Below are 20,244 nucleotides of genomic sequence, written 5' to 3' on the forward strand. Positions count from 1 at the left end.
TCAGGTGGTGTCGACGAACCGGAGGATCTGGTCCGCGAGCCGCTCGCGGGTCTCGCCCCGTTCCTGGGCCGCGTAGGAGGTCAGGTAGATGGCGCTCAGGAGCTGGTCCGTGGTCAACGTGCCGTCGGCCCGCCGAGCCAGGAACCGCTCCACGAGGTCCTGGCTCTCCTCGTACATCTCGGGCCCCAGTTGCGACTCCACCATGCTGGCGAGCTGCTCGGGCCCCGGCTCGCGGAGCTCGACCCGGATGCACCGCCTCAGGAACGCCGGGGGGAAGTCCCGTTCACCGTTGCTGGTGAGCACGACGAAGGGGAAGGCCCGGCAGCGCACCTGCCCCCGGTGGATCTCCGCCTGCCGCTCGCTCCCGGACACCGCGACCGACACGGCGGGCTGGGTGGCGGCGATCCGCTGGAGCACCGGGACCGTGTACTCCCCGTTCTCGAAGACGTGGAGCAGGTCGTTGGGCAGGTCGATGTCGCTCTTGTCGATCTCGTCGATGAGCAGCACCCTGGGCCGTTCGTAGGGCAGCAACGCGGTGCCCAGCGGTCCCAGGCGGATGTAGCGGCCGATGTCCAGCGGCTCGGTGGCGTCGGGAAGGTGCCGACGCAGGTTCGCCTCCTCGAGCCGGGCCATGGCGTCGTAGCTGAACAGGCCCTGCTCGATGGTCGAGCGGCTGGTGATCGACCAGGTCAGGACGGGGCCGAGGCGGAGTTCGCTCGCGATGGAGTAGGCCAGGGTGGACTTCCCGATGCCGGGTTTCCCGGTGACAAGCAGGGGCCGGCGGAGGTACAGGGCGGAGTTCACGAGCTCCAGCTCGTCGCCGTAGGGCCGGTACACCCTGGCCCTGGCGACGTCACCCAGCCGGCGCGCGACCGAGGGGTCGTCCGCGTCGGGCACGGGAAGCGGGGGACCACCGTCGAAGTACCGCCACGGGGGCGGTTCGGGCAGCCGTTCGATGCCCTCGTGCGGCTGCCCGCTGCCGCGGAAGATCAACCAGTCGTCCACGTCACTGCTTCCTCTCACGAAGGTGAGGCCAACGGGTACTCGTCGGGCGGACGCCGTTCCGGATCCTCCCAGAGCAGCACCACCTGGTGGCCGGGGTGATCATCGTCCGCCCCCGGTTGGGTGGCCATGTTGCGCAGGTCCCGCACCTTCCACGGCAGGTCCGTCACGCCGACGCCCTGGAGGCTCCTGTCGAGCGTGTCCAGGAACCGGGTACCCGCGCACGACTCCCCTGTCCCACTTCCAGGTGAGTCCGAGTAGTGCAGATCACACAGGTCGCGCCGCCAGAGCAGCACGGGCACGCCCGCGAAGAGCCCCTCGACGATGACCTCCCCCGTGGACGGTTCGGTCGGGGGGTTGGCCAGGGCGAGGGCCGTCTGACCGGCGGGGAGCTGGAAGAGCCCCGCCCAGGCCTCCCGTTCCCGGTCGTCCCGGCACCGGACCAGGGTCAGGGGGACCGGACCGGTGAGGTCCCGCAGGTACTCCCACCGGGCGGCGCTGTCCTCCCGCCGGGTCTCCTCCTCGTCCTGCCAGTTGTCCAGCGACCGCAGGACGACGGCGTGCCGCTGGCCGAGCCGGGTGGCGGTCTGCTCCGGCCACAGCTGCCAGCGGTCGATCGGCTCGTTGAGCAGTTCGAGGGGGAGGACGAACTCGACGATCGCGTGCCGCTCCCCCAAGCGGCGCAACGCCTTCGGCAGTTCGTCCTGGATCCGCTGCCACAGCCCCGGTTCGGGGCGTGGGGTCGTCTCCCGGAACTGGGTGTCCCACTGGCCCGGCCCCCGGTACAACCAGAGCGTGAACAGGTACTGGTCGGGGTCGTGGGCACTGGGCACCACCTCCGCCAGCACCGAGGAGGTGCGCCGCAGGTTGGGGGACGGTCCGCTCTCGCTGCCGAGGTGCTCGTCGAGGACCGCCTTCTGGTCGAACATCACCGCGAGGCGGCGGAGGTTCTCCCGGAGCAGCACCTGGAGCACCGGGTCGTGGCACCGGTCGAGCAACGCCGCCAGGAACCGCAGGACCGGGTGCAACTGCCCGCCCAGCGGCAGGTTCGCCAGGACCTGCACGGTGTCGTGGTAGTCCAACAGTTCGATGTTGAGCGAGGGGACCTGCGGGTAGGCGGCGTGGTGGAAGACCGCGTTGACGTCCTCCACCCGGTCGAGCCGGGCCAGGATGCCCAGCAGGGCCGCCTCGTCGGCCGGGTTGATCAACGGGGGCGGCGAGACGTCCTGGCGCTGCTGGGTCAGCAGCTGGGTGCGCAACGAGGTCCACGGGCCCTCGTCGGCGTGGAACAGGTCGTGCGCCCGCCAGATCGATCGGAGCAGGTCGCCGGGAAGTCGGCGGAGCGCCGCCACCGGCAGGGCCAGCCCCCCGTGGGGTTGGTTGGCGTTGCGGTTGGTGCGGACCAGTCCCAGCACCTCCCCCGTCCGCATGTCGAGGAGGGGGCTGCCCGACATCCCGCTCGGGATCTCGTCCCCGCTGACCCGCAGCAACGGCTGGTTCTGGAGATCGGTGAACCCGGAGTAGGTCAGCCGCGCCGAACTCAGGTGGGGTTCGTCGCTGTAGATGGTGGCGTACCCCTCGACATGCGCGGAGCCCTCGAGACCGGGGCGCTGCTCGCCGAGGAACACGCGGTCGCCGAGGAAGACGCACCCGGGGACCGAGGTGGTGTCCTCGATCTCGATCACGGCGAGGTCGGGGTACTGGGTGAGCCCGGCGCTGGTCAGGTGGTCGGGGGCCTCCGGGTCGGCGAACACCACCGTGCCGTGGAGGGATCCGGCGGGCCACGTCACCGTCACGGGCCCACGCCGCCACCCCACCACGTGGGAGCAGGTGAGCACGTACCCGGGCGCGACGAAGAAGCCGGTGCCGCCCTCGATGTCGTCGCCCTCGACGAGTACGACGCAGTCGGCGAGCTTCCGGCTCAGCTCGCCCGTCTTGGATCCACCGTGGAACATGGCGGCGCTACTCCGGCCGAGTCCACGTCACGAGGTCACTCTCCCGCCGAACCGTCCTCAGCGGCATCGTCCTGGCCACCGTCCGGCTCCTCCGCATCATCCCCGTCGTCTCCGTCCGCCTCGGCTCCTCGGCCCCGGGTCGACTTCGACCAGCCCAGCGCGACCTTCACCGTCGCCTTGGCGCCCGCGTCGGTCAGGACGCTGACGATCTTGCCGGCACTGACGGACAGTTCCAGGCCGAACTCGACGGTGACGGTGTCCGGCCTGACCCGGACGAGACCCCGCTGAACGCTCTCGGCCACTCCCTGGATCGTCTCGGCGAGCCCTTCGACGGAGGGGATGACCTTGCGGAAGCCGACGTCGGAAGGCCCACGATCGGCCGAGGACACCCGGGCCCAGATCTCCTGCCCGCTGGGCAGGCGCATCCTCACCAACTCAGACACAGGCGTCTCCTTCGACGAGCGGCCCCCACACCACCCCAGCCAACTCTAATGAGGACCCGGAGGCCGCCGGTACCGCAGTGCGGGTGGAACAGCGGGGGGACGGCGCAGTAGGACGGCTACTCCGCGTGTCGGACCCACCGCGTCTCCCTGGTCCTTCCGGGGCATGGGACCCGCCGGCCGGCGGCGTTCGCCTGGCGGGCCACCACCAGCCGCACCGAGCGGGCCGATGCGTGCGGCCAGCCGGGTGAGGCCCCGCCACTCCCCCGCGCCGCACGCTCCCGAGGCCGCCCTCCGCGACGCGGGCGCGGCCACCCGGTGCCACCCCGAGGACCGCGGGCGGCGGCGATGTCGAGCGGCGGTTCGGCGAGCGGACACGCGCCGCCCAGCGGGGAGTCCGGTGACCGGCCGGTTCGGCGGGGAGACCGGTGGCGCCTCCAGCAGGCCGGCGGGAACAAGAGAAGGCCCGCGGTCCGTCGCTCCACGGATCGCGGGCCCTGGCCGTCGGGGTGGCGGGATTTGAACCCACGACCCCTCGCACCCAAAGCGAGTGCGCTACCAAACTGCGCCACACCCCGGCCGCACCGTCGTCCGGTGCCACTGGAGCATAGCGCGCGGCGAGGGCCCGGCGGTGGCCGGCTACCAGAGCGCGCACCGACCCCGTCGACGGGATCACGTCCGCCACCGCCACGCTGGTCCACGACCGGATCCGGGGCGCCGCGAGGGGTGCGACGACGATCGGCTAGACTTCCCGCACGACGACCTGGACACCAGGCTCGCGGGTGTAGCTCAATGGTAGAGCCCCAGCCTTCCAAGCTGGTTATGCGGGTTCGATTCCCGTCACCCGCTCCACACGACGGTGGCGCCATCCGTACGGATGGCGCCACCGTTCGTTCGGTGGTGTCCTCGCCGACGGGCCGCCCGCCTGGTCGCCCGGCGCTGGGGTCCGGGCCGGGGAGGGCCGGGAGCTCGGCCGCTCAGGCTGATTCGGGGACCGTCGGGTCCCAACGCTCCAGCCCCACGTGCGACAGGCGTTCCCGGGTGCGGTCGACCGCGCCCCGCAACTGGTCCCGGCCGAGTTCGAGGAACCGGCGGGGAACCGAACCCACCGGATCGCGCGCCTCGATGTCGGCGATCCACTGGTCGAACGTCCGCCGTTCGCCGTTGGGCCCCACGGTCAGCTCGCAGTACCAGAGAGCGTCCCTCGTGGGCCCGGGCTCGTCGGGGAACTCCGCGAGCTCGTCCGCCAGCCCCCGCAGCCCGGCCTCCACCGCCGCTCCCCGGTGGTGGGCGACCAGGCCGCACAGCCGAGGGTGCGCCCCGAGGTCACGCAGGTGACGCGCCCCGTCGACGGGCGGGAAGCCGGTGTCGACCAGATCAGGCGCGTAGCCGATGCAGTGCAGGACGGCCGCGGCCACGAGCAGGCCGTGGTCCGGCTTGTAGAGGTCCGCGATCTGCACCGCGCGCACGCCCACCGCCTGGGCGTGCCGCCACCGGCCGGGCGCCGTCGTGGCCAACCGGTCGCGCGCCACCCCGTGCGCCCACCTGACCTGCTCCATGACACGACGGTAACCAAGGAAACCTGTCCGTAACAGCTTTTCCGTGACGGGCCGGTGACGCGCGGGAGAACCACCGGTGCCCTGGGCCCCGAGGGCCGCCTCGGCGGGGGCTGGGCAGCCGGGAGTCATCGAGGACGAGCGGCGGTGGCCCATCACCCCTTCGGCGACTCCCGACGTCCCCGGCTGCCCTACTCGGCCAGGGCGCGCGCACCCGCGATGTGCGTCGGCGTCACCCGGACCACGACTTCGCCGGGAGTCGCGTTCCGCCGCCCGTACTCCTCGGCGACCTCGGCTCCCACGTACCGCGCCGCGATCGCGGTCGCCCACCGCCGGACGGCGTCCAGGTCGTCGTCCACCCGCGCCGTACCGTCGACGGTCAGGAAGTGGTACGGGGGCAGCTCGTAGTCGAAGCACAGCGAGACGCGCCCGTCCCTGGCGATCGTCCGCCCCTTGACGCTGCTCGCCGAGGTCGTGAAGACGACGTCGTCGCCGTCCAGTGCCACCCAGACCGGGGCGACGTGTGGAGACCCGTCCTTGCGGACGGTGGCCACCTTGGCGGTCTTCGCCGGCTCCTCGGCGACGAAGTCCCGCCACCAGGTCCTCGGGTCGTCTCGCTCTGCCATGACCGGAGCGTAGGCAGCATCGCGCCACCTCGCCGCTCGGAGGAGGAGCGGCCTCAGCTCCCCCGCACCCCGCCGACCCGCTCCGCGCCGGGCGCGGAGGGGGCGGGGACGAGCCCGTCGACCGCCGCCAGCACGGCGGACCACGGGATGGCCGGGTCCTCGGCCTCGGCGCTGACCAGGCGCACCCCGGCGGACCGCAGCACCGCGAGGTGGCCGGCCCAGGCCGGGTGCCTCACCTGCGACGGCCCCACCCTCGGGCTCAGCACCAGCGGTACCCCGGCGCCGAGCGCCTCGCCCACCTTCGTCAGCGCCAGGTTGTCGGCAATGCCCAACGCCAGTTTGGCGACGGTGTTGGCGGTCGCGGGAGCCACCGCCCAGCAGTCCGGGCTGGGCCCCGGGCTCGGCTCGCTCGGGAGCCTCCCCCGCCACCGGACGGGGAAACCGGTGACCCGGCCGACCCTTTCCAGGTCTCCCGACTCCCGCCACCAGCCCGCCGCGGTGGGGGTCACCGTCACCGCCACCCGCCACCCCGAGGCCTGGGCCGGGAGGATCATGCCCTCCAGCACGGTCGAGCAGCCCTCGGCCGCGCAGCACACCAGCCCCAGCGTTCGCCCGTCACCCATGCCCCCACTATCGCCCTCCCCCGTCGGGGCCCCGCCGAGGGGGGACGCCACGCTCGGTGGCGGTCCCACCGCCGAGGACGGGAACGTTCACCCGAGCGGCGGAGTCGGTCCGTCCGTCGTCGGACGCGGGTAGACCACGGCCTCCTCGGTCCTCGGTTCCACCCAGAACCGGGCGTCGACCCGCACACCCAGGTCCGCGACGGCGCCGGTGGGGAGGGAGACCCGGAGGTCGGGAGGGCCTTCGACCGAGACCAGGACCCGGTCCACCTGGGACTCCAGGCCGACGACCCGCACGGGCCAGGACCGCCCCTCGTCGGCCGGCGCCACGGCGCGCAGGCGCAGCGCGGCCGGGGGGAACGCGACGAGGACATCCCCGACGGGGGCGCCCGGGAGGGTGAGAGCGCAGCCGTCGAGGGCGACGCGGTCGCCACCCAGGCCCCGACCCGGGACGAGGTTCACCCCGACCAGGTCGGCAACGTAGCGGCTGGCGGGACGGGTGGCGATCTCGCGGGGCGCACCGCACTGCACGACCCGCCCCTCCTCCAACACCACCACCTGGTCGGCCAGGACCATCGCGTCCAGCGGATCGTGGGTCACCAGGACGGCGACTCCCCCGAAGTCGTCGAGGTGCCGGCGGAGCTCGGTCCGGATCCGCATCCTGGTGCCCGCGTCGAGCGCGGCCAACGGTTCGTCCAACAGCAGGAGTCGTGGTTCGGTCGCCAGTGCCCTGGCCAGGGCCACCCGCTGCGCCTGGCCGCCCGACAACCGCCGGGGGCGCCTGCCCGCCAGGTCCCCCAGCCCCACCCGGTCCAGCCACTCCTGGGCCACCTGTCGCGACCGCGCCCGGGACAGACCTCGGCACCGGGGCCCGAAGGCGACGTTGTCCAGGGCGGTGAGGTGCGGGAAGAGCAGGTAGTCCTGGAACACCACGCCCACCGGTCGCCGTTCGGGCGGCAGCAGAACCCCGGCGGTGGGATCGTCGTGCACCGTCCCGTCGAGCACCACCCGACCGGCGTCGAGGGGGAGGAGACCGGCGAGGACACGCAGCAACGTGGACTTCCCCGCGCCGTTGGGCCCGAGCAGGGCGGTGACCGTGCCGGCCGGTGCGGACACGGCCGCGGACAACGTGAAGTCCCCGGCCCGGGTCACGCGGACGTCGGCGGACAGCGTCACCTCGACGCACCTCCCATCCAACGCTCGCGGAGCAGCGCCAGCACCGCGACCGACACGAGCAGCAGGACGAGGCTGAGCACGATCGCGGCCTCCGGGTTGGACTCCATCGCCAGGTAGACGGCCAGCGGCATGGTCTGCGTGCGGCCGGGGAAGTTGCCCGCGAAGGTGATCGTCGCGCCGAACTCCCCGAGGGCCCGGGTCCACGCGAGGACCGCACCGGCCGCGACGCCCGGCGCCACCAGCGGCAGTGTCACCCGGCGGAAGGTGACCCAGCGGGAGGCGCCCAGCGTGGCGGCGGCCTCGTCGAGCCGGACGTCGGCGGCGCGCAACGCACCCTCCACGGACACGACGAGGAACGGCATGGCCACGAAGGTCCCGGCGAGAACCACCGCGCCGGTGGTGAACGGGAGGGACACCCCGAACCACTCGTGCAGGTGTTCCCCCACCAGGCCACGCCGACCGAAGACCACCAGCAGGGCGACGCCACCCACGACGGGTGGGAGCACCAGCGGAACCGTCACCAGGGCTCGCACCAGCCGTTTCCCGGGGAAGGTCGACCGGGCGAGCAGCCACGCCAGCGGAACCCCGAGCAGCAGGCTGAGCGCGGTGGCGGCGGTCGCGCACACCAGGGACAGCCGCAGCGCGCCGAGCACCTCCGGGCTGCCCAGCTGCGCGGGCAACTCCCCCCACGGCGCCCGCAGGACCAGTCCGAGCAGGGGAACCAGCAGGAACGCCAGTCCGAACAGGGCGGGCACGAGGAGGAGCGCCGGGGCCACCGCGCCGGCCCTGCGGGGCCGTGCCCCACCCCGCTCCGCCGTCCCCCGCCGGGGAGCGCCGGCCGGTGGGCCGCTCACGGGACGTCGAACCCGGCGGTCCGCAGCACGTCCTCGGCGGCCGGGGACCGCAGGTAGTCGACGAAGGCGGAGGCGAGGTCGGCGTCGGATGCCTCGGCGAGGGCCGCGAGCGGGTAGTCGTTGACGACCCGCTCGGACTCGGGGAAGTCCACCCCCCGCACCTCGTCACCCGCGACGAGGACATCCGTCCGGTACACCAGCGCCGCGTCCACCTCACCGAGTCTGACCTTGGTGAGGGTGGCGCGCACGTCCCGTTCGTAGGTGTCGGGCTTGGCATCGATGCCCGCCAGTTCGAGCACCTCCCGCGCGGCGCCGCCGCAGGGGACCGCCGGCGCGCAGAGCGCGATGACCTTGTCCGGATCGGCGAAGTCGGCGAGGCCGGTCACCCCGCCCGGGTTCCCGGACGGCACCACGATCTGGAGCCGGTTGGCCGCGAAGATCACGGGGGGCTCGGCCACCAGGTCGAGGTCGACCACCTGGTCCATGGGCTCGGGGCTGGCCGAGGCGAACACGTCGGCGGGCGCCCCGGCCGCGATCTGCTGGGCCAACGCGGAACTCGCCGCGAAGTTGAAGTCGATGCTCGTGCCCGGGTGGCCACGTTCGAACTCCGCTCCGAGTTCGGTGAGGACCTCGGTCAGGGACGCCGCCGCGAACACCACCGCGGACCGGGAGGTCTCCCCGACCTGGGCGACGTCCTGGTCGGGGGCCGAGCAGGCCGCCACCGCCAGCCCGGACACCAGGGCCACCGCGACGGGTGTCCGCCAGGCCCGACCGGTCCCACCCGCTCGTCGCCGCACCCGTCTCCCCCTCCTGCGCGATCCACCGGCCAACCCCCACTGTAGTTCCGCATTCGCGGAACCAGTACCGGGTATTCGCCCGCATCCGCGTCACTGGGCGGGGGAAGGGGCAGCGAGACAGGGACGAAGGCGTTACCGGGCGCGGGTCACGACGGGCGCGAGATCCGGCCTCGGCTCGTCCAGCGGCTCGACCTGCCACTGCCAGCGCCCGACCGCGTCCACGCCGGGGATGTCGGCCCGGCCGGTCGACCAGAGCAGGACGTGCCACGAGTCGACCGACCAGCCCTCCTCGGGGATCTGCGGGGACAGCCGTCCCAGCAGGCGACGGGCCACGTCGACCGGGGCCCGGTAGTCCAACCCGAGACCGAGCGCGAGGTCGTACCCGTGCAGCACCAGCTCCGCGACCCCGACCGCGAGCAGCCCCTCGGCATCGGCTCGGCCGTCGGCGCAGGCTCCCCGTGCCCCCGGCGGCGCGGTGCGGAAGGCGACCGTGAGCAGCGCGGCGCTGGCCCGGATGACCTCCACGAGCTGGGCGGCGGTCGCGCCGTCCTCGGCCCGGAGCCAGCAGGCCAGCTGCTCGTGGCTCCGCCCGGCCAGGGTGACGGCGGAGAAGAACAGGTCGTCGGCGACGTGTTCCGCCGTGGCGTGGCACGTCCAGTCCAGCCCGGCGGCGCGCACCTCGCGCCACTCCCGGTCCGTGGCGGCGGCGAGCACGGCCAGCACCCCCTCTGCCGCCCTGTCCAGGTCCTCGGCGGTGACCGGGTCGCGTCGCGCTGGTTCGGAGTGGGCCACCCCGGCAGTATCGACGGGAGCACCGACGTTCCCGGCCGCCCCGGCGGTGTGGCGGCCGCCGCGCGCTGGCGTGGGACCGGGCCTCCGGGGGGCAACGGGGGCACGCCGGCGCCGGGTACACGAGGGGAGCAGCCATGACCAGCGAGCTGAGCGTCCGCGAGCTCACCGACGACGACTTCACGGAGAACCTCGCCGTCCTCGTCTCCGCGTTCCTGAAGGACCCCGACCCCGACCGCGAACCGCTGCTGCGGCGGGTGCTGGAGCTGGAACGCCACCACGGCGTCTTCGACGGCGCCGAGCAGGTGGGCAGTTGCGGTGTCATGACCAGGACCCTCACCGTGCCGGGCGGGGAACCCCGACCGCTGGCCGCCATCACCCACGTGGGGGTGAAGCCGGGCCACCGCCGCCGCGGCATCATGCGCATGATGATGCGCGCGCAGCTCCACGCGCTGCACGAGGCCGGCGCGGAGCCGGTGGCGGGACTGGAGGCGTCCGAGGCGGGCATCTACGGGCGCTACGGCTACGCGCCCGCCACCGAGTGGGCCGACATCCGGGTACCGAGGGGTGCGGAGTTCCGGGCCGACGTCGACACCGGCCCGGACCCGGTGCGGGAGGCGCCGAGGGAGGACGCGCTGCCCCGGCTGCGGGAGCTCCACGACCGGGCCGCCGGCCGCGTGGGGTGGCTGGACCGCGGTGCCCCGGTCTGGGACCTCTGGCTGGCCGACACCCCCCGTGCCGACCGGACCGCCTACCGCTTCGCCACGCACCCCCGGGGGTACGCCGTGTACCGCCTGCTCCACGGCGAGGGCAGGCGGGAGGCCAGGGCGCGGGTGGAGGTGCTGGAGATCCAGTCCCTGGACGCCGTGGCCGCCGCGGCGCTGTGGCGCTACCTGCTCGACATCGACCTGGTCAGCGAGGTCCAGTGGTTCGGCGCCGCCGTGGACGACCCGATCCGGTGGTTCCTCGCCGACCCCCGGCGAGCCCGGGTCGAGGTGGAGGACGCGCTGTGGCTGCGGATCGTCGACCTCGACCGCGCCCTGCCGGCCCGCGCCTACGCCGCCGAGGCCGACGTGGTGTTCCAGGTCTCGGACCGGCTGTGCCCCTGGAACGCGGGACGGTGGCGGATGGCGGTGGACGCCGACGGGCGAGCCGAGGTGCGCCGCACCGACGCCGAGCCCGCGCTTTCGCTGGACATCAGCGCTCTCGCCGCCGCCTACCTCGGCGGGACCACGCTGACCGCGCTGGCCGCCGCGGGCCTCGTCTCCGAGCACCGGAGGGGCTCGGTGCGGGCCCTGACCCGCGCCTTCCTCGCCGATCGGTCCCCGCACTGCCTCATCGACTTCTGAACCCTGCCGGGCCTCCGGGGCGGCGGGTCCCCGCGGACGGTCGAGCGCGGCCCAGCCCAGCCCCGCGAGGTCGTTCGGACGCACGTCCCCTTCGGGGCGCGGTACCTCCGGGTGTTGATCGTGAGCTGACACCCGACGGGTAACGTCAACTTCGTCCGGTTCGCACACACGCGGACGCGCCCGAGGCAGGAGGAACGATGATGGGCACAATCATTCTGATCGTGCTCTTGGTGGCAGTGGTCGGAGGTGTCGCCCTCATGCTGAGGCAGAAGGCGGCCGCGCGGCAACGCGAACTCGAGAACGCCCAGGCGGACGCTCGCCGCTGGGTCGAGCGGCTCGGCGGGCAGGTGATCAACCTGGTCGGTTCGAACGAGGCCTCCCAGCAGGCGTTGGCGGACGCCTCGGAGCGTTACACCGCCGCCGGCTCGCAGATGGAGCAGGCCAAGAGCACCGAACAGTGCGCGCTGGTCACGGCCACCGCGATGGAGGGGCTCTACTACGTCCGCGCGGCGAGGACCGCGATGGGCATGGACCCGGGCCCGGAGCTCCCCGACCTCAACGGCCAGTCGCGGGCGGGTTCGGTCGGAGAGGACCGGCAGATCGAGCTGGAGGGCCGGCAGCTCGCCGCGTCCCCCAACCCCGGCGAGCAGACCCCGCACTACTACCCCGGCGGCGAGGTCGCGGGGCGGCCCGTTCCGCAGGGTTGGTACAGCGAGCCCTGGTGGAAGCCGGCGCTGGTGGCCGGCGCGTGGGGCATGGGCTCGGCGCTGCTGTTCACCGCCCTGTTCTCCGGGATGATGGGCGTGCCGGACGTCGTCGTGGTCGAGGCGGCGGCCGACGAGAACGGTGACGACTCCGGCGACTCGGGCGGCGACGACTCGGGTGACTCCGGTGACTCGGGCGACTACGACATGAGCGACATGGGCGGGGACATGGACTTCGACATCGGGATGGAGTGAGTACTCCGTCGAGGTGATCGCCCCAGACTGATCGCGCCGAAGGGCCCCGGGTTCGCCCGGGGCCCTTCGTTCCGTGTGGAGCCGACAGCCTCCCCGTCCAGGACGCGCACCGCGTGCTCACGGCGTCGGGCCGAGGGGCCTGCCGGGCACCCGAACCGTGGTCTGGTGTCCCCTCGTCAGCGGGTACCCCGCGACGGGTCCGACGGCCGCCCCGTCGTGGAGATCGTCCTGGCCCCGCCGAGTCCCGGCGAGCCGCGTCGGCGATGGCGAGCACGGCGACGTCCGATCTCCGCCGCCGCGTCACCAGGCGGAACGTCGACGGCCGGCCCCGGTGCTCAACGCTCCGGCTGGCAGCTCGGGCACCAGTACAGCTTGCGGCCCCCGAGGTCCCGCATCCGGACTTCCACGCCGCAGACCAGGCAGGGCTGCCCGTCCCGCCGGTAGACGTAGACCTCGCCGCCGTGCCGGTCCTGGCGGGGCGGCCGCCCCATCCGGTGTGGCTCGTGTTCCTCGGCGACCGTGTCGATGCGTCCGGTGCGAACCCCGTCGGCCATCAGGTCGACCAGGTCCTTCCAGAGGGCCTCCCACAGCTCGCGGTCGATCAGCCGGCCCGGTGTCATCGGGTCCACGCCGTGCCGGAACAGCACCTCGGCCCGGTAGACGTTGCCGGCTCCCGCCAGCACCGACTGGTCGAGCAGCAACGCGGCCACGGACCTGCCAGACCGGCTCAGCCGCGCCCACGCCCGCTCGGGGTCGGCGTCGGGCCGGAGCGGATCGGGTCCCAGCCGGTCGACGAGCGCGTCGACCTCGTGGTCGTCGAGCAGGCGGCAGGTGTTGGGCCCCCGGAGGTCCGTCCAGTGGTCACCGCCGACCAGGCGCAGGCGCACCTGCCCGACCGGTTCCGGCGCGGGGCGAGCTCCTTCGGTGAACGTCCCGTACAGACCGAGGTGGATGTGCACCACCGGGGCGGCCTCGTAGCGGTGCAACAGGTGCTTCCCGTGGGCCTCGGCCGCGACCAGCACCCGACCGTCCAACCGCGACGCCTCGGCGGCGAACCGTCCCTGCGGGCTGGTGACCTCCACCGGGGCTCCAACGAAGAGCTCCCGGTGACGTCGGGCCAGCCGGTGCAGGGTGTGTCCTTCCGGCATCAGGGCCTCCTCGGTCGGCGGGCGAGGACCTGGCCTCCTCGGCGCCGGCCCGCGTCCTCGTGCCCCGCCGGGACCGGGGCCAGGCGCCCGGCGTGCGGGGTCAGGACGCCGGCAGGGCGGGCGGCGTGCCGGTGCGCTCGTACTCGGCGAGCAGCTCCAGCCGTCGACCGTGCCGGTCCTCGCCGGAGAACGGTGTCTCCAGGAAGGCCGCGACGATCGCGGTGGCCTCCTCCCGGGTGTGCATCCGCGCGCCCACCCCGGCCAACTGGGCGTCGTTGTGCTGCCGCGCCAGTCGCGCGGTCTCCACGCTCCAGGTGAGGGCGGCACGGGCCCCGGGGACCTTGTTCGCGGCGATCTGCTCACCGTTGCCGGAGCCACCGAGCACGATGCCCAGGCTGCCCGGGTCCGCGACGACCCGGCGGGCGGCCTCCACGCAGAACGGCGGGTAGTCGTCCAACGGGTCGTAGGCGTGGGGGCCGACGTCGACGACCTCGTGGCCCTGTTCGGTCAGCCACCCGACCAGGTGTTCCTTGAGTTCGAAGCCGGCATGGTCGGCTCCCAGGTAGACGCGCACGGGGGCAGTCTGCCAAACGCCGCGGGCCGCACGGGAACCCGTGCCCCCGCCACGACGTCCCGCCGTGCCACCATCGCGCCATGACCTTGGCGGCGCCGGGCGACGGGGTGTTCGAACAGGCTGGCTTCGATGTCCGGCTGGACTGGGGAGAGCGGGGCATGGCGAACCTCGCCCCCAGTTGCGGTGTGCTGGTGGTGGTCGACGTCCTCTCCTTCTCCACCGCCGTGGACGTCGCGGTGGGGCGTGGCGCCTCGGTGCTGCCCCTGCGCTGGCGGGACGCCCGCGCGGCGGAGGCGGCCGCGCGGGCCGGAGCGGTGCTGGCCAGCCGTCAGCGCGGCGCGGGCTGGTCGTTGAGCCCCGAATCCCTGTCCACGCTGGAGACGCGGACCCTGCTGGCCCTGCCGTCGCCGAACGGGGCGACGCTCTGCTCCCTCGCGGCGGGATCCTCCGCGACCGTCCTCGTCGGGTGCCCGCGCAACGCGGCGGCGGTCGCGGGAGCGGCTGCGGCGTGGCGCGCCGGCCGGCCGGTGGGCGTCATCGCCGCCGGTGAGCGGTGGCCCGACGACACGCCGCGACCGGCGGTGGAGGACCTGTTGGGAGCGGGTTCCATCGTCTCGGCCCTGCGCGCCGTCGAGCCGCTGATCGACGTCTCGGCGGAGGCCGAGGTGGCCGCGACCGCGTTCGAGTCGTACGCGGGCGCCCTGGGCACCGTGCTGGCCGAGAGCGTGTCGGGCCGGGAGCTGCGGTCGGCGGGCTTCGGGGCGGACCTCGAGCACGCGGGGTGCCACGACGTCTCCCATGCGGTGCCGGTGCTGCGGGACGGTGTGCTCCGGGGAGGCTGAGCCCCTCGCACGGCCGGGACCCGCCCACGCGAGGGGCGTCCACGGCCGCTCCGCGCCGTGGCCCACCACGCGATACTGGACGGGTGGGACCGCACGAGGACGAGGACATCGGCGCCGGGACCTGGATCGAGGTCGGCGACCGGGTGTGGGCGCGCCGGTACCGGGAACTGGACCTGTCCGTCGGCCTGGTCGTCGGACGCGACCGCTGCCTGGTCGTCGACACCCGGGGCGACCGGGAACAGGGGGCCGAGTTCGCGGCCGAGGTGCGCGCGCTGACGGAACTGCCGTGGACGGTGGTCCTCACCCACGTCCACTTCGACCACTGCTTCGGGAGCGAGGCCTTCCTGCCGTGCCCGGTGTGGGCGCACCCCGACGCCGTCGAGGCGTTGGAGCGCACCGCCGCCGCGCAGCGCACGGAGTGGGTGGCCCGGTACCGGGCCGAGGGGCGGTCGGCGGTCGCCGACCGGTTGGACCGGGTCCGTCGCCCCGTCCTCCCACGTCCGCTCCCCGCCGACCCGACCACGTTCGACCTGGGCGGCCGCACGGTGCTGGTGCGCCACCTCGGGCGCGGCCACACCGATCACGACGTGGTGGTCGAGGTACCGGACACCGGCACGGTGTTCGCCGGTGACCTCGTCGAGCAGGGCGCGCCACCGGACTTCGGCGACTCCTACCCGCTGGAGTGGCCGGGCGCCCTCCGGCGCCTCGCCGGGTTGGTTCCGGCGAACGGGGTGGTCGTGCCCGGTCACGGGAAACCGGTGGACGCGGCCTTCGTCCTGGCACAGGCCGACGATGTGGAGCGGGCGGTGGTGTCGTGCCAGTCCGGCTCGCCCGACCGGGCCGCTCCCGGCAGTGGGGAGCCGCCCTATCCCGAGGAGACGATGGCGGTCATCGCGGCGCGGGTGCGCGCGACCCGCCCCGAGGTTCCGACCAGCCCCCCGACTGGTGGCGCGACGACGGCTGCCCGTCCCTCTGACCGATCACGTCCCGCCAGTTGATCTTGGCGGCGGGTGCTGCCCGGGTGGCATATCCTGTGCCGCAACGGTGCTCAGGGCGACGGACGTCGCGCTACCGAGGGGAGGTGGACATGCGACCGAACCGGCGGGTCACCGGGCCACCGTCCTCCACGTCCGGTCCACCACGCCGGGACTCCCTGCACCGGGAGCTCCAGGACGCCCTCGAACACGGACCGTTCAGCGACGCGTTGCGGCTCGCCATCGAGACGAGCGGTCTGAGCCTCGACCGCATCCAGCACCGGTTGGCCGAGCGGGGCGTGCGCATCAGCCTGACGACCCTCAGCTACTGGCGGCACGGTCGGAGCCGACCGGAACGTCCCGAATCATTGCGGGGCGTCCAGATCCTGGAGGAGGTGCTCGCCCTCCCCGACTCCTCCCTCACCGCCCTGCTGGGCCCGCGACGCCCCCGGGGTCGATGGGTGTCCCGGACACCGAGGAGCCTGGACATGGACCAGCTCTTCGGTGACCAGGAGACGCTGCGCGACCTGCGGGCGAGCCTCGGAGTGCCCTCCCCCGACCAGCTCATCCCGCTGGCCGTGCACGACCTGCTGGTGGTCGACGCGCGGCGCGACGAGCTGGCGATCCGGACCAGGATGGTGATGCAGGCGGCGGTGGACGGGGTGTCGAGCACGTTCCTCGTGTACCGGAGTGACGATCCCGAGCGCACCGCCGCCGCCATCAGCACCCGCTACTGCACCCTCGGGGAGGTGCACCGCGACCCGGCCAGCGGTTTCGTGATGGCCGAACTCGTCCTTGACCGCGTCCTGGGCACCGGCGAACCGACCGTCTTCGAGTACGAGATGGAGCTGCCCCCCTCGGAGCCCGCCGGGTACCACGACCGGCGTTTCCTCTTCCCCACCCGGCAGTACGTCCTCCAGGTCCAGTTCGCCCCCACCTCGCTGCCCACCCACTGCCAGCGCTACTACCAGGCCAGCGGGGACGCGCCCAGGCAGGACGTCCGCGAGGTCCCCCTGGGCGCGTCGAACGCCGCCGCCATGATCGAGGTCGATCTCGCCGCCGGCATCTACGGGATGAACTGGGGCTGGAGTTGACCGGTCAGGAGAAGTCCAGCGTTCCCGTGCGGGTCCGCTTCAACTCGAAGAAGTGCGGGTAGGCCGCGAGGGTCCGGGACGCGTCGAACAACGCCCCCGCCTCCTCACCCCGGGGGATGCTGGTCAGGACGGGGCCGAAGAAGGCGACGCCGTCGACGTGGATGACGGGGGTGCCGACATCCATCCCCACCGGGTCCATCCCCTCGTGGTGGCTGGCGCGCAGCCGCTCGTCGTACTCGGTGCTCGTCGCGGCGTCCGCCAGGTCGGCCGGCAGACCCACCTCCGCCAGCGACTTGCTGATCACCCGGTCGTAGTCCCGGTCCTTCTCGAGGTGGATCCGGGTGCCGAACGCGGTGTAGAGCGGGCGCAGCACCTCCTCGCCGTGCTGAGCGGCCGCGGCGACGGCGACCCGGACCGGCGCCCAGGCCTTGGTCATCAGTTCCCGGTACTCGGCGGGCAGGTCCCGATCCTCGTTGAGGACCGACAGGCTCATGACGTGGAAGGAGAGGTCGATCTCCCGCACCTTCTCGACCTCGAGCACCCACCGGGAGGTGATCCAGGCGAACGGGCACGCCGGGTCGAACCAGAAACGAACGCGCGGCTTGGACGGGGAGTCTGCGGACACTGTCACGCCTCCAACTTGATCGGTGCCGGGGTGGGGCTTTCGTCCGCACTCAACCACCGCCGTCGCCGGTCCTATTCCCGGCGCCGGACCGGACTGGCCTCCGAAACGCGCGCCAACTCCTACCAGCCCACCCCGACGGTTTCCCCGCCCTCGGTGGGACGGCGACCCTGGCGGCGGCCCGCACGACGGCGAGCCGTGGCCGCACGGCACCGGTTGATCGTGATTGGATGCGGTGTCCCTTCACCCACGACGTCGTGTAACCGAGGTAGCCAGTGGCCGCACCGAACCTGACCAGAGAACAGTCCGCAGAACGGAGCGCCCTGCTCTCCGTGCAGTCCTACGCCGTCGAACTGGACCTCACCGACGGCCGGGGGAAGCCGGGGGAGCACACCTTCCGCTCCACGACGACCGTCCGGTTCCGCGGTGGGACACCCGGCGCGAGCAGCTGGATCGACCTGGTCGCCGACCGGGTCGAGCGCGCGGTCCTCAACGGGACGGAGCTGGACGTCAGCGCCTACCGGGAGGAGGACGGGATCGCGCTGCCCGATCTCGCCGAGGACAACGAGCTGGTGGTGGTGGCCGACTGCCGCTACATGAACACCGGCGAGGGCCTGCACCGGTTCGTCGATCCCGTCGACGGCGGCGTGTACCTGTACACGCAGTTCGAGACGGCCGACGCCAAGCGCATGTTCGCCTGCTTCGACCAGCCCGACCTGAAGTCCGTTTACGACCTCGTCGTGACCGCGCCCGCCGACTGGAAGGTGATCTCCAACGCGGCGGCGGATCGCACCGAGGACACCGCCGACGGCGGGGTGCGCCACGTCTTCCGGCGCACGGAACGCATGTCGACCTACCTGGTCGCACTGGTGGCGGGCCCCTACGCGGAGTGGCGGGACGAGCACGACGGCATCCCCCTCGGCCTCTACTGCCGGGCCTCGCTCGCCGAGCACCTCGACGCGGAGCGGCTGTTCACCGAGACCAAGCAGGGCTTCGACTTCTACAACTCCGCGTTCGGGGTCCGGTACCCCTTCGGCAAGTACGACCAGTGCTTCGTGCCCGAGTTCAACGCCGGAGCGATGGAGAACGCCGGCTGCGTCACCTACCTGGAGGACTACGTCTTCCGGTCCAGGGTCACCCGGTACCTGTACGAGCGCCGGTGCGAGACGCTGCTGCACGAGATGGCCCACATGTGGTTCGGCGACCTGGTCACCATGCGTTGGTGGAACGACCTGTGGCTCAACGAGTCGTTCGCCACCTGGGCCAGTGTGCTCGCCCAGGCGGAGGCGACGGAGTACACGCACGCCTGGACCACCTTCGCCAACATCGAGAAGTCCTGGGCGTACCGGCAGGACCAGCTGCCCTCGACGCACCCCGTCGCCGCCGACATCCCCGACCTGCACGCGGTGGAGGTCAACTTCGACGGCATCACCTACGCCAAGGGCGCCAGCGTGCTCAAGCAGCTGGTCGCCTACGTGGGCCTGGAGAACTTCCTGGCTGGTCTGCGGCTCTACTTCGAGCGCCACGCCTGGGAGAACGCCACCCTCGCCGACCTGCTGTCCGCGCTGGAGCAGGCGTCCGGCCGCGACCTGTCCTGGTGGAGCGCCGAGTGGCTGGAGACGACCGGCCTGAACTCGCTGCGACCCCGCTTCGAGCTGGACTCCGAGGGCCGTTTCACCTCCTTCGACGTGATCCAGGGACCGGCCAGGCCCGGTGCCGGAGAACTGCGCACCCACCGGGTCGCGGTGGGCGTGTACGACGAGGACCCGGCGACCGGCCGTCTCGTCCGGGTGCGGCGGGTCGAGCTGGACGTCTCCGGCGAGCGGACCCCGGTCGAGGAGCTGGTCGGGCAGCACCGGGGGCGGCTCGTCCTGGTCAACGACGACGACCTGACCTACTGCCACATGCGCCTGGACCCGGAGTCGTTGACCACCCTGATCGACCGCATCTCCGACGTCGAGGAGTCGTTGCCGCGCACGCTGTGCTGGTCGGCGGCGTGGGAGATGGCACGCGAGGCGGAGCTGAAGGCCAGGGACTTCGTGAACCTGGTCCTCAACGGGGTGCACCGCGAACCGGAGGTCGGCGTGGTGCAACGGCTGTTGCTCCAGGCCCAGACCGCCCTGAACTTCTACGCCGCCGAGGACTGGCGGGCCGAGGGCTGGTCGCGGTTCAGCTCCCGGGTGTTGGAGTTGGTCAGGACGGCGGAGCCGGGATCGGACCACCAGTTGGCCTTCGTCAACTCGCTGAGCGGCGCGGTGCTGGGTGCGGCGGAGCAGGCGGCGGTACGCGGCTGGCTCGACGGGGTGGACGTCCCCGAGGGGCTGACGGTGGACACCGACCTGCGTTGGCGGCTGCTCCAGGCGCTGGTCGCCCACGGCTCGGCTGGCGCGGACGAGGTCGAGGCGGAGCGGGAGCGGGACGACACCGCGACGGGTCGCCGACAGGCCGAGCGGGCACTGGCGCTGCGCTCCACGGCCGCCGACAAGGCCGAGGCCTGGCGGCGGGCCACGCTCGACGACGAGTTGCCCAACGCGGTCAACGAGGCCATCATCGCGGGCTTCGCGCACCCGGGCCAGTCCGAGCTGTTGGCGGACTACGTGGGGCGGTACTTCGCCGAGATCGCGGACGTGTGGAGCAGGCGTTCCATCGAACGCGCCCAGCCGGCCGTGGTCGGGCTCTTCCCGTCGTGGGCCGTGTCGGAGGAGACGGTGTCCGCCGCCGACGAGTGGCTCGCCGCCGAGCACCCGCCCGCGTTGCGCCGGCTGGTGTCCGAGGGGCGTGCTGGTGTGGTGCGGGCGTTGGCGGCCCGGGAGTTCGACGGGCAGTGACGCGGACCGTTCCTGGAGGCGTCCCGTTGGCGGGTCGCC

Annotated in this window: 19 protein-coding genes and 2 tRNA genes; 7 read left to right on the forward strand and 14 right to left on the reverse strand. The window is 73.1% G+C overall.

Translation table 11 applies throughout. The annotated features are described in order from the left end of the window. The 4 genes from ACOJVX_RS19625 to ACOJVX_RS19640 form a co-directional block, all read right to left on the reverse strand. Complete coding sequence (locus tag ACOJVX_RS19625; protein ID WP_245588764.1) at window positions 1-1,023, reverse strand: AAA family ATPase; 1,023 nt, start codon at window positions 1,021-1,023, stop codon at window positions 1-3. Next, window positions 1,020-2,957, reverse strand: coding sequence for a trypsin-like peptidase domain-containing protein (locus ACOJVX_RS19630; protein ID WP_422646993.1), 1,938 nt, complete (start codon window positions 2,955-2,957; stop codon window positions 1,020-1,022). Before ACOJVX_RS19630 ends, ACOJVX_RS19625 begins: the two co-directional genes overlap by 4 nt. A 35-nt stretch (window positions 2,958-2,992) precedes the next feature. Next, a complete protein-coding gene (locus ACOJVX_RS19635; RefSeq protein WP_155886095.1) occupies window positions 2,993-3,400 on the reverse strand; it encodes a CU044_2847 family protein in 408 nt (135 codons plus the stop codon). Between the two features lie 501 nt (window positions 3,401-3,901). Further along, a tRNA-Pro gene (locus ACOJVX_RS19640) sits at window positions 3,902-3,975 on the reverse strand. Window positions 3,976-4,175: 200 nt separating this feature from the next. Between ACOJVX_RS19640 and ACOJVX_RS19645 the strand changes: the two genes are divergently transcribed. Beyond that, a tRNA-Gly gene (locus ACOJVX_RS19645) sits at window positions 4,176-4,249 on the forward strand. Between the two features lie 125 nt (window positions 4,250-4,374). On the opposite strand, the gene ACOJVX_RS19650 is transcribed toward ACOJVX_RS19645, so the two are convergent. From ACOJVX_RS19650 to ACOJVX_RS19680, 7 genes are all read right to left on the reverse strand, one after another. Continuing rightward, window positions 4,375-4,956, reverse strand: coding sequence for a hypothetical protein (locus ACOJVX_RS19650; RefSeq protein ID WP_051712921.1), 582 nt, complete (start codon window positions 4,954-4,956; stop codon window positions 4,375-4,377). Window positions 4,957-5,144: 188 nt separating this feature from the next. Further along, entirely contained in the window at window positions 5,145-5,579 is a 435-nt protein-coding gene (locus tag ACOJVX_RS19655) for a PPOX class F420-dependent oxidoreductase (protein WP_026418518.1), read from the reverse strand. A 53-nt stretch (window positions 5,580-5,632) separates the two neighbouring features. Beyond that, window positions 5,633-6,202, reverse strand: coding sequence for a flavoprotein (locus ACOJVX_RS19660; RefSeq protein ID WP_026418519.1), 570 nt, complete (start codon window positions 6,200-6,202; stop codon window positions 5,633-5,635). Between the two features lie 87 nt (window positions 6,203-6,289). Next, on the reverse strand, window positions 6,290-7,375 hold the full coding sequence (locus ACOJVX_RS19665) for an ABC transporter ATP-binding protein (protein ID WP_030105406.1): 1,086 nt from the start codon (window positions 7,373-7,375) through the stop codon (window positions 6,290-6,292). Continuing rightward, window positions 7,372-8,229, reverse strand: a complete 858-nt coding sequence (gene modB, locus ACOJVX_RS19670) for a molybdate ABC transporter permease subunit (RefSeq protein WP_026418521.1) — start codon at window positions 8,227-8,229, stop codon at window positions 7,372-7,374. The genes ACOJVX_RS19665 and modB overlap by 4 nt, the downstream gene beginning before the upstream one ends. Continuing rightward, on the reverse strand, window positions 8,226-9,026 hold the full coding sequence (modA, locus tag ACOJVX_RS19675; RefSeq protein ID WP_051313864.1) for a molybdate ABC transporter substrate-binding protein: 801 nt from the start codon (window positions 9,024-9,026) through the stop codon (window positions 8,226-8,228). Before modA ends, modB begins: the two co-directional genes overlap by 4 nt. A 132-nt stretch (window positions 9,027-9,158) precedes the next feature. After that, window positions 9,159-9,818 carry a hypothetical protein gene (locus ACOJVX_RS19680; protein ID WP_422646994.1) on the reverse strand — a complete coding sequence of 220 codons (660 nt, stop codon included), beginning with the start codon at window positions 9,816-9,818 and terminating at the stop codon, window positions 9,159-9,161. Window positions 9,819-9,952: 134 nt separating this feature from the next. Between ACOJVX_RS19680 and ACOJVX_RS19685 the strand changes: the two genes are divergently transcribed. Both ACOJVX_RS19685 and ACOJVX_RS19690 read left to right on the forward strand, forming a co-directional pair. Next, the gene (locus ACOJVX_RS19685) at window positions 9,953-11,164 is read left to right on the forward strand and encodes a GNAT family N-acetyltransferase (RefSeq protein ID WP_026418523.1); all 1,212 of its coding nucleotides are present in this window, start codon (window positions 9,953-9,955) and stop codon (window positions 11,162-11,164) included. 200 nt (window positions 11,165-11,364) lie between these two features. Continuing rightward, the gene (locus ACOJVX_RS19690; RefSeq protein ID WP_035274319.1) at window positions 11,365-12,123 is read left to right on the forward strand and encodes a hypothetical protein; all 759 of its coding nucleotides are present in this window, start codon (window positions 11,365-11,367) and stop codon (window positions 12,121-12,123) included. 335 nt (window positions 12,124-12,458) lie between these two features. Here the strand turns inward: ACOJVX_RS19690 and ACOJVX_RS19695 are convergent, their stop codons facing one another. Then, window positions 12,459-13,271, reverse strand: coding sequence for an Fpg/Nei family DNA glycosylase (locus ACOJVX_RS19695; RefSeq protein ID WP_026418525.1), 813 nt, complete (start codon window positions 13,269-13,271; stop codon window positions 12,459-12,461). A 100-nt stretch (window positions 13,272-13,371) separates the two neighbouring features. Next, window positions 13,372-13,845, reverse strand: coding sequence for a ribose-5-phosphate isomerase (locus ACOJVX_RS19700; RefSeq protein ID WP_026418526.1), 474 nt, complete (start codon window positions 13,843-13,845; stop codon window positions 13,372-13,374). An 80-nt stretch (window positions 13,846-13,925) separates the two neighbouring features. Between ACOJVX_RS19700 and ACOJVX_RS19705 the strand changes: the two genes are divergently transcribed. The 3 genes from ACOJVX_RS19705 (at window position 13,926) to ACOJVX_RS19715 (ending at window position 16,755) form a co-directional block, all read left to right on the forward strand. After that, the gene (locus ACOJVX_RS19705) at window positions 13,926-14,687 is read left to right on the forward strand and encodes a 2-phosphosulfolactate phosphatase (protein ID WP_418152751.1); all 762 of its coding nucleotides are present in this window, start codon (window positions 13,926-13,928) and stop codon (window positions 14,685-14,687) included. Window positions 14,688-14,770: 83 nt separating this feature from the next. After that, on the forward strand, window positions 14,771-15,685 hold the full coding sequence (locus tag ACOJVX_RS19710) for an MBL fold metallo-hydrolase (protein ID WP_418152753.1): 915 nt from the start codon (window positions 14,771-14,773) through the stop codon (window positions 15,683-15,685). A gap of 89 nt (window positions 15,686-15,774) precedes the next feature. After that, window positions 15,775-16,755, forward strand: coding sequence for a hypothetical protein (locus ACOJVX_RS19715; protein ID WP_081715377.1), 981 nt, complete (start codon window positions 15,775-15,777; stop codon window positions 16,753-16,755). A gap of 4 nt (window positions 16,756-16,759) precedes the next feature. Here ACOJVX_RS19715 and ACOJVX_RS19720 read toward each other — a convergent pair whose 3' ends face one another. After that, window positions 16,760-17,386 carry a DsbA family protein gene (locus ACOJVX_RS19720; RefSeq protein WP_269808366.1) on the reverse strand — a complete coding sequence of 209 codons (627 nt, stop codon included), beginning with the start codon at window positions 17,384-17,386 and terminating at the stop codon, window positions 16,760-16,762. 266 nt (window positions 17,387-17,652) lie between these two features. On the opposite strand from ACOJVX_RS19720, the gene pepN reads away from it, so the two are divergent. Continuing rightward, window positions 17,653-20,205, forward strand: coding sequence for an aminopeptidase N (pepN, locus tag ACOJVX_RS19725; protein ID WP_422646995.1), 2,553 nt, complete (start codon window positions 17,653-17,655; stop codon window positions 20,203-20,205). The last annotated feature ends 39 nt before the right edge of the window (window positions 20,206-20,244 follow it).

Origin of the sequence: Actinoalloteichus caeruleus (assembly GCF_049311605.1) — a bacterium.
GTDB classification, from domain to species: Bacteria; Actinomycetota; Actinomycetes; order Mycobacteriales; family Pseudonocardiaceae; genus Actinoalloteichus_B; species Actinoalloteichus_B caeruleus.

Excerpts from the sequence above, each read along its gene's own strand:
- ACOJVX_RS19630 (WP_422646993.1), bottom strand. The coding sequence starts at position 2,957 with ATGTTCCACGGTGGATCCAAGACGGGCGAGCTGAGCCGGAAGCTCGCC.
- ACOJVX_RS19650 (WP_051712921.1), bottom strand. The coding sequence starts at position 4,956 with ATGGAGCAGGTCAGGTGGGCGCACGGGGTGGCGCGCGACCGGTTGGCC.
- ACOJVX_RS19655 (WP_026418518.1), bottom strand. The coding sequence starts at position 5,579 with ATGGCAGAGCGAGACGACCCGAGGACCTGGTGGCGGGACTTCGTCGCC.
- ACOJVX_RS19660 (WP_026418519.1), bottom strand. The coding sequence starts at position 6,202 with ATGGGTGACGGGCGAACGCTGGGGCTGGTGTGCTGCGCGGCCGAGGGC.
- ACOJVX_RS19685 (WP_026418523.1), top strand. The coding sequence starts at position 9,953 with ATGACCAGCGAGCTGAGCGTCCGCGAGCTCACCGACGACGACTTCACG.
- ACOJVX_RS19690 (WP_035274319.1), top strand. The coding sequence starts at position 11,365 with ATGGGCACAATCATTCTGATCGTGCTCTTGGTGGCAGTGGTCGGAGGT.
- ACOJVX_RS19695 (WP_026418525.1), bottom strand. The coding sequence starts at position 13,271 with ATGCCGGAAGGACACACCCTGCACCGGCTGGCCCGACGTCACCGGGAG.
- ACOJVX_RS19705 (WP_418152751.1), top strand. The coding sequence starts at position 13,926 with ATGACCTTGGCGGCGCCGGGCGACGGGGTGTTCGAACAGGCTGGCTTC.
- ACOJVX_RS19715 (WP_081715377.1), top strand. The coding sequence starts at position 15,775 with ATGCGACCGAACCGGCGGGTCACCGGGCCACCGTCCTCCACGTCCGGT.